Raw genomic sequence first — 4,742 nt, 5'->3', positions numbered from 1 at the left:
GCGGTGATAAGTCGCATGCCCGGTTCGGTGGGGGGCCGTCGGAAAAGGGTCCGCATCAGCGGACACCTCGCCGGCGGCCTACCCTGCGGGGCCAGCAAGTCAGCAGTCGAGGTTGCTGGAATGTCGGGAGGTTTTCGCTGGTGAATACCGACGAACTGGAGCGCGCCGTGTATGTGGCGGAGCGACGGGTACTGAATATCCAGACCAAGCTGCACCGTTGGGCTCGTGATGATTCTCATCGCAGGTTCGATGACCTCTACAACCTCGTTACCGATCCCGGTTTCCTCCTGGTGGCCTGGGATCGGGTGAGGGGTAACAAGGGTGCCCGCACGGCTGGAGTGGACGGGCGCACGGCCCGTTCCGTCGAGGCCGGGCAGGGGGTGGAGGATTTTCTCGACGAACTGCGGTCGCGACTGAAGGACCGTAGTTTCCGCCCGCTTCCGGTGCGGGAGCGCATGATCCCGAAGGCTGGCGGGAAACTACGCCGTCTGGGGATCGCTACCATCACCGACCGGGTGGTCCAGGCATCCTTGAAGCTGGTGTTGGAGCCAATTTTCGAGGCGGATTTCCTCCCGTGCTCCTACGGGTTCCGTCCGAACCGTCGGGCTCATGACGCGGTAGCCGAGGTACGCTATCTCGCTTCACGGCCACGCAATTATGAGTGGATCGTGGAGGGCGATATCACGGCCTGCTTCGACGAAATTTCACATTCGGCCCTGATGGACCGGGTGCGGCGGCGAGTCGGAGACAAACGCGTACTGGATCTGGTGAAGGCTTTCCTCAAGGCGGGCATCCTCGGTGAGGACCGCTTGCTGCGGGAGACCACCGCCGGAACCCCACAAGGGTCGATCCTCTCGCCCTTGCTCAGCAATGTGGCACTGTCGGTCCTGGACGAGTACATCGCCCAGGCGCCGGGAGGTCCCGGGGCTGGGAAGCTGGAACGGGCCAGACGGCACCGTCACGGTCTGCCCACCTACCGCCTGGTGCGGTATGCAGACGACTGGTGCCTGATGGTCTTCGGCTCCCGAGCGGATGCCGAAGTTCTGCGCGAGGAGATCACAGGAGTCTTGTCCACGGTGGGCTTGCGCCTGTCACCGGAGAAGACTCTGATCACCCATATCGAGGAAGGGCTGGATTTTCTCGGGTGGCACCTCCAGCGCCACCGCAAGAGAGGCACCAGTCAGCACTACGTCTATACCTATCCCGCGAAGAAGGCCGTCCAGGCCGTAAAGCGGAAGGTCAAGGTGCTGTGCCGAGAGGTCGAAGTGAACCAGCCGTTGGACGACCTGCTGCGTCGGCTGAATATGGCGCTGCGAGGCTGGTGTGCTTACTTCCGGCCCGGGGTGTCCTCCGCGACCTTCGCCTACCTGAGCCACTACACGTGGCAGACGGTATGGCGATGGATGCGGCGCAAACACCGCCGGTCCACCTGGAAGGAAATCCGCAACCGCTATTGCGGCGGCGGATGGTGGCCCACCAGCGAGAACAGGGAGCTGTTCGATCCTGAGAAGGTAGGCACGACCCGCTACCGCTATCGGGGATCCGTTATTCCGGCTCCCTGGCCCATCGCGGGATGAGGATGTCCAACACGCGGCCCATTTCGGGACTTGTGGAGAGCCCGGTGCATTGAGAGGTGCCCGCCGGGTTCGGGAAGCGGTCCGGGGAAACGGGCTGGCCGAAAGGCCGGAACCGCGCCCCGGGCCGACTTTCACCGACCGGCCACATCTGCGCTCGTGACCTTCGTCGACGAGAACCGGGACCGCTTCGGCGGCGTCGAGCCGATCTGCACCGTTCTTAACGAGCATGGTGTCGGTATCTCCCCCTCCACCTACTACGCAGCCAAGGCCCGGCCTCCGTCGCTGCGGGCGACCCGGGACGCGGAACTGAAGGCGCTGATCCAGCAGGTGTTCGACGCCAACTACCGCGTCTACGGGGCCCGGAAGATCTGGCGCGAGCTGAACCGACAAGGTCATGCGGTGGCCCGGTGCACCGTTGAGCGCCTGATGCGCGAGCTCGGCCTCACCGGCGCCGTCCGCGGCAAGAAGGTCATCACTACGGTCACCGACCCGGCCGCCGGCCGGGCCCCCGACCTGGTCGACCGGGACTTCGTCGCCCAGGCGCCGAACCGCTGCTGGGTCGCGGACTTCACCCACATTGCCACCTGGGCCGGGGTCGTCTACGTCGCGTTCGTCGTGGACACCTTCTCCCGCCGTATCGTCGGCTGGTCGGCGGCCACCACCAAGCACACCGAACTCGTCCTGGCCGCACTGGAGATGGGGCTATGGCAGCGCGACCGGGAAGGCAGTCCGCACCAACCCGGGCAGCTGATCCATCACAGCGACGCGGGCAGTCAGTACACCTCGTTCAAGCTGGCCACCCATCTCCAAGGCGAGGGCATCGCAGCGTCCATCGGCTCGGTTGGCGACGCCTACGACTGTCAGCCTCTTGGTGCCGGATCCCGCAAGGATTGGGTAGCCCCGGCCGTGACGGTCTGACTCTTGCTTATGACTGACCCTATGGGTGTCCTGGCGTTGATCTGTCGACCGGCCGGCCGGGCACGCAGCAAGCGCTGCCGTCGGGCGGACGTGACCTCATAGGAGCCTGGAGCCACCTCGTCAAAGCGTCCCCGTGACAGTCCTGTCCGTCCGACCGGCGACAGCGTCTACTCCACGCTAGCAACCGGGAGGAACACGGTGCGCGACAGCGAGAAACCCAGGTCTGGGCATGTTGTGATCGGCGTCGACACACACAAGCACGTGCACGTTGCCGCAGTCATGGACACCATCGGCGGGATCCTGGCGACCTTGACGATTCCCACGGACACCGGCGGATTCCAGCAACTGCTGGACTGGGCAGCCTCGTTCGGCAAGGTCCTGGCGTTCGGGGTCGAGGGCACCGGCTCCTACGGCGCCACGCTGGCCTCGTTCCTGCGCCGGGCCGGGCACAAGGTGGTCGAGGCCGGCCGCCCCGACCGACGGTTGCGGCGGATGAACGGCAAGTCCGACACTCTGGATGCCGAGAACGCCGCCCGCGCGGTCCTGGCCGGGTTCGCCACCGCTACCCCCAAGAGCGCCGACGGCGAAGCCGAGATGATCCGTCAGCTCAAGATCGCCCATGACCAGGCCGTCGAACAGCGCACGGCCGCGATGGTCACGATCAAGGCGATGCTCGTCCACGCGCCCGATGCCCTGCGCCACGAGACTGCTGGTAAAACACAGATCACCCTGGCACGGCACCTGGCCGGTCTGCGTCCTCGCCGCTTGGAAGCCCCCGAGGACGCGCTGCGTCACGCCCTACGAACACTCGCCAAGCGGTGGCAGTACCTGAACGAAGAGGCCAAAGCGCTGACGAAGATGATCGCCGATCTCGTACACCAAGCCGCCCCGCAGCTGCTCGAGCCATTCGGTATCGGTGTGGACACCGCCGCGGAGATCCTCGTCGTGGCCGGCGACAACCCCGAACGCATCAAGTCCGAAGCCGCACTCGCCAAACTCGCGGGCATCGCACCGGTGCCCACCGGCTCCGGGATGACCGGTGGCAGACACCGCATCAACCACGGCGGCCATCGCCAGCTCAACGCCGCGATCTACCGCACCGTCATCGTCCGCATGCGATTCCACCAGCCCACGATCGACTACGTTGCCCGCCGCACCGCTGAGGGCAAGACGAAACGAGAGATCATCCGCTGTCTCAAGCGCTACGTCATCCGCGAGGTCTACCACCTGATTCGCCCCGCCCCCAGAGCGACACCTGCAACGAGTTGACAACCATAGGAGCGTCAACGCCCTGATGGAGTCCACGATCGGCCTTTTCAAGACCGAGTTGATCAAACCCCAACGGCCCTGGAGGACCCTGTCCGAGGTCGAGTTGGCCACCGCCGAATGGATCGACTGGTACAACCACCGTCGACTTCACGGTGAGATCGGCCACGTCCCACCCGCCGAATACGAAGCCCACCACTACCTGACAGCCACAAAACACCAGGTCACAGTCACGTCATAGAGTCTCGATCAAACCCGGAACGGTTCAGGGCGCGTCGTGGGTGGTGGGGAACGCTGCCAGGACGGCGGCCCGGTCCAGCAGCTGCTCCAGCTCCTCGGCTCGGGTGGGAGCGGGGTGGGGGGACAGCGGGCCGGTGGGCGCGTCGGGGCGGTGCGCGTGAAGGCCCCCGAATCATCCGTGGCGCTCAGGATGGTGCGCCTCCGCTCCCGGCATCCTGTACGCGACGGACGACGCCGCGGATGTACGAGGCGCCTTCGTGATGGAGCCGTCGACGGCGATCTGGTCGAGGACGAGGCCGGCGCCGAGCCGGATCGACTCATCGCGACGGTTGGGGGTCGCGGTGGCTGAGCATGTCGTGTCGGCGATCGCCTCGTAGGGAGAGCCGTGTCATACACACTGGGCATTTGCACGAGTGTGCGACTCCCACGGTCCTGACTGAGCCTCCGGAGGGGAGGGGCCGGCGGTCCCGTCTGCGGTGCAGCATTTGTTACGCCCAGTCTGATACAAACGCTGCACTCAACTGCAACTTTCGCTGTGCCCTCCTCCAGATGCAGCAGCTCGCGTTCCATACCAGGCCGACGATCGTTGACGTCTCTGCCCAAGGTCACGACGGCACGGAGCAGGGCGGCGTCGTTCAGGGGATCCGTCCGGTTTGATCACGTGATGCCGAGGGTGGTCAGTGGTCGGGTGGCGTCTCGGGAGTGCTTGCGCAGGCCGGCGGCGATGTTGCCGCAGCCGGT

3 protein-coding genes and 2 pseudogenes are annotated in these 4,742 nt (G+C 65.5%); 4 read left to right on the top strand and 1 reads right to left on the bottom strand.

What is annotated here, in order from left to right; translation table 11 throughout:
• Positions 1-140: 140 nt before the first annotated feature.
• From ltrA to ACFV9O_RS39635, 4 genes and pseudogenes are all read left to right on the top strand, one after another.
• Positions 141-1,577: a group II intron reverse transcriptase/maturase gene (ltrA, locus tag ACFV9O_RS39650; RefSeq protein ID WP_385427769.1), complete on the top strand. Its 1,437-nt coding sequence runs from the start codon at positions 141-143 to the stop codon at positions 1,575-1,577.
• Between the two features lie 30 nt (positions 1,578-1,607).
• Positions 1,608-2,495: an IS3 family transposase gene (locus ACFV9O_RS39645; protein ID WP_385427766.1), complete on the top strand. Its 888-nt coding sequence runs from the start codon at positions 1,608-1,610 to the stop codon at positions 2,493-2,495.
• 198 nt (positions 2,496-2,693) lie between these two features.
• Entirely contained in the window at positions 2,694-3,764 is a 1,071-nt protein-coding gene (locus ACFV9O_RS39640; protein ID WP_385427763.1) for an IS110 family transposase, read from the top strand.
• 16 nt (positions 3,765-3,780) lie between these two features.
• Positions 3,781-4,002 (top strand): annotated as a pseudogene (locus ACFV9O_RS39635) (integrase core domain-containing protein); the annotation flags it as partial.
• Between the two features lie 246 nt (positions 4,003-4,248).
• Here ACFV9O_RS39635 and ACFV9O_RS39630 read toward each other — a convergent pair.
• A pseudogene (locus tag ACFV9O_RS39630) lies at positions 4,249-4,386 on the bottom strand (IS5/IS1182 family transposase); the annotation flags it as partial.
• Positions 4,387-4,742 lie beyond the last annotated feature (356 nt).

The organism is Streptomyces sp. NPDC059909, from assembly GCF_042730885.1.
GTDB lineage: Bacteria > Actinomycetota > Actinomycetes > Streptomycetales > Streptomycetaceae > Streptomyces.
The sequence above is the reverse complement of the archived record's forward strand: the minus strand, read 5'-3'. Positions and strand labels throughout refer to the sequence as shown.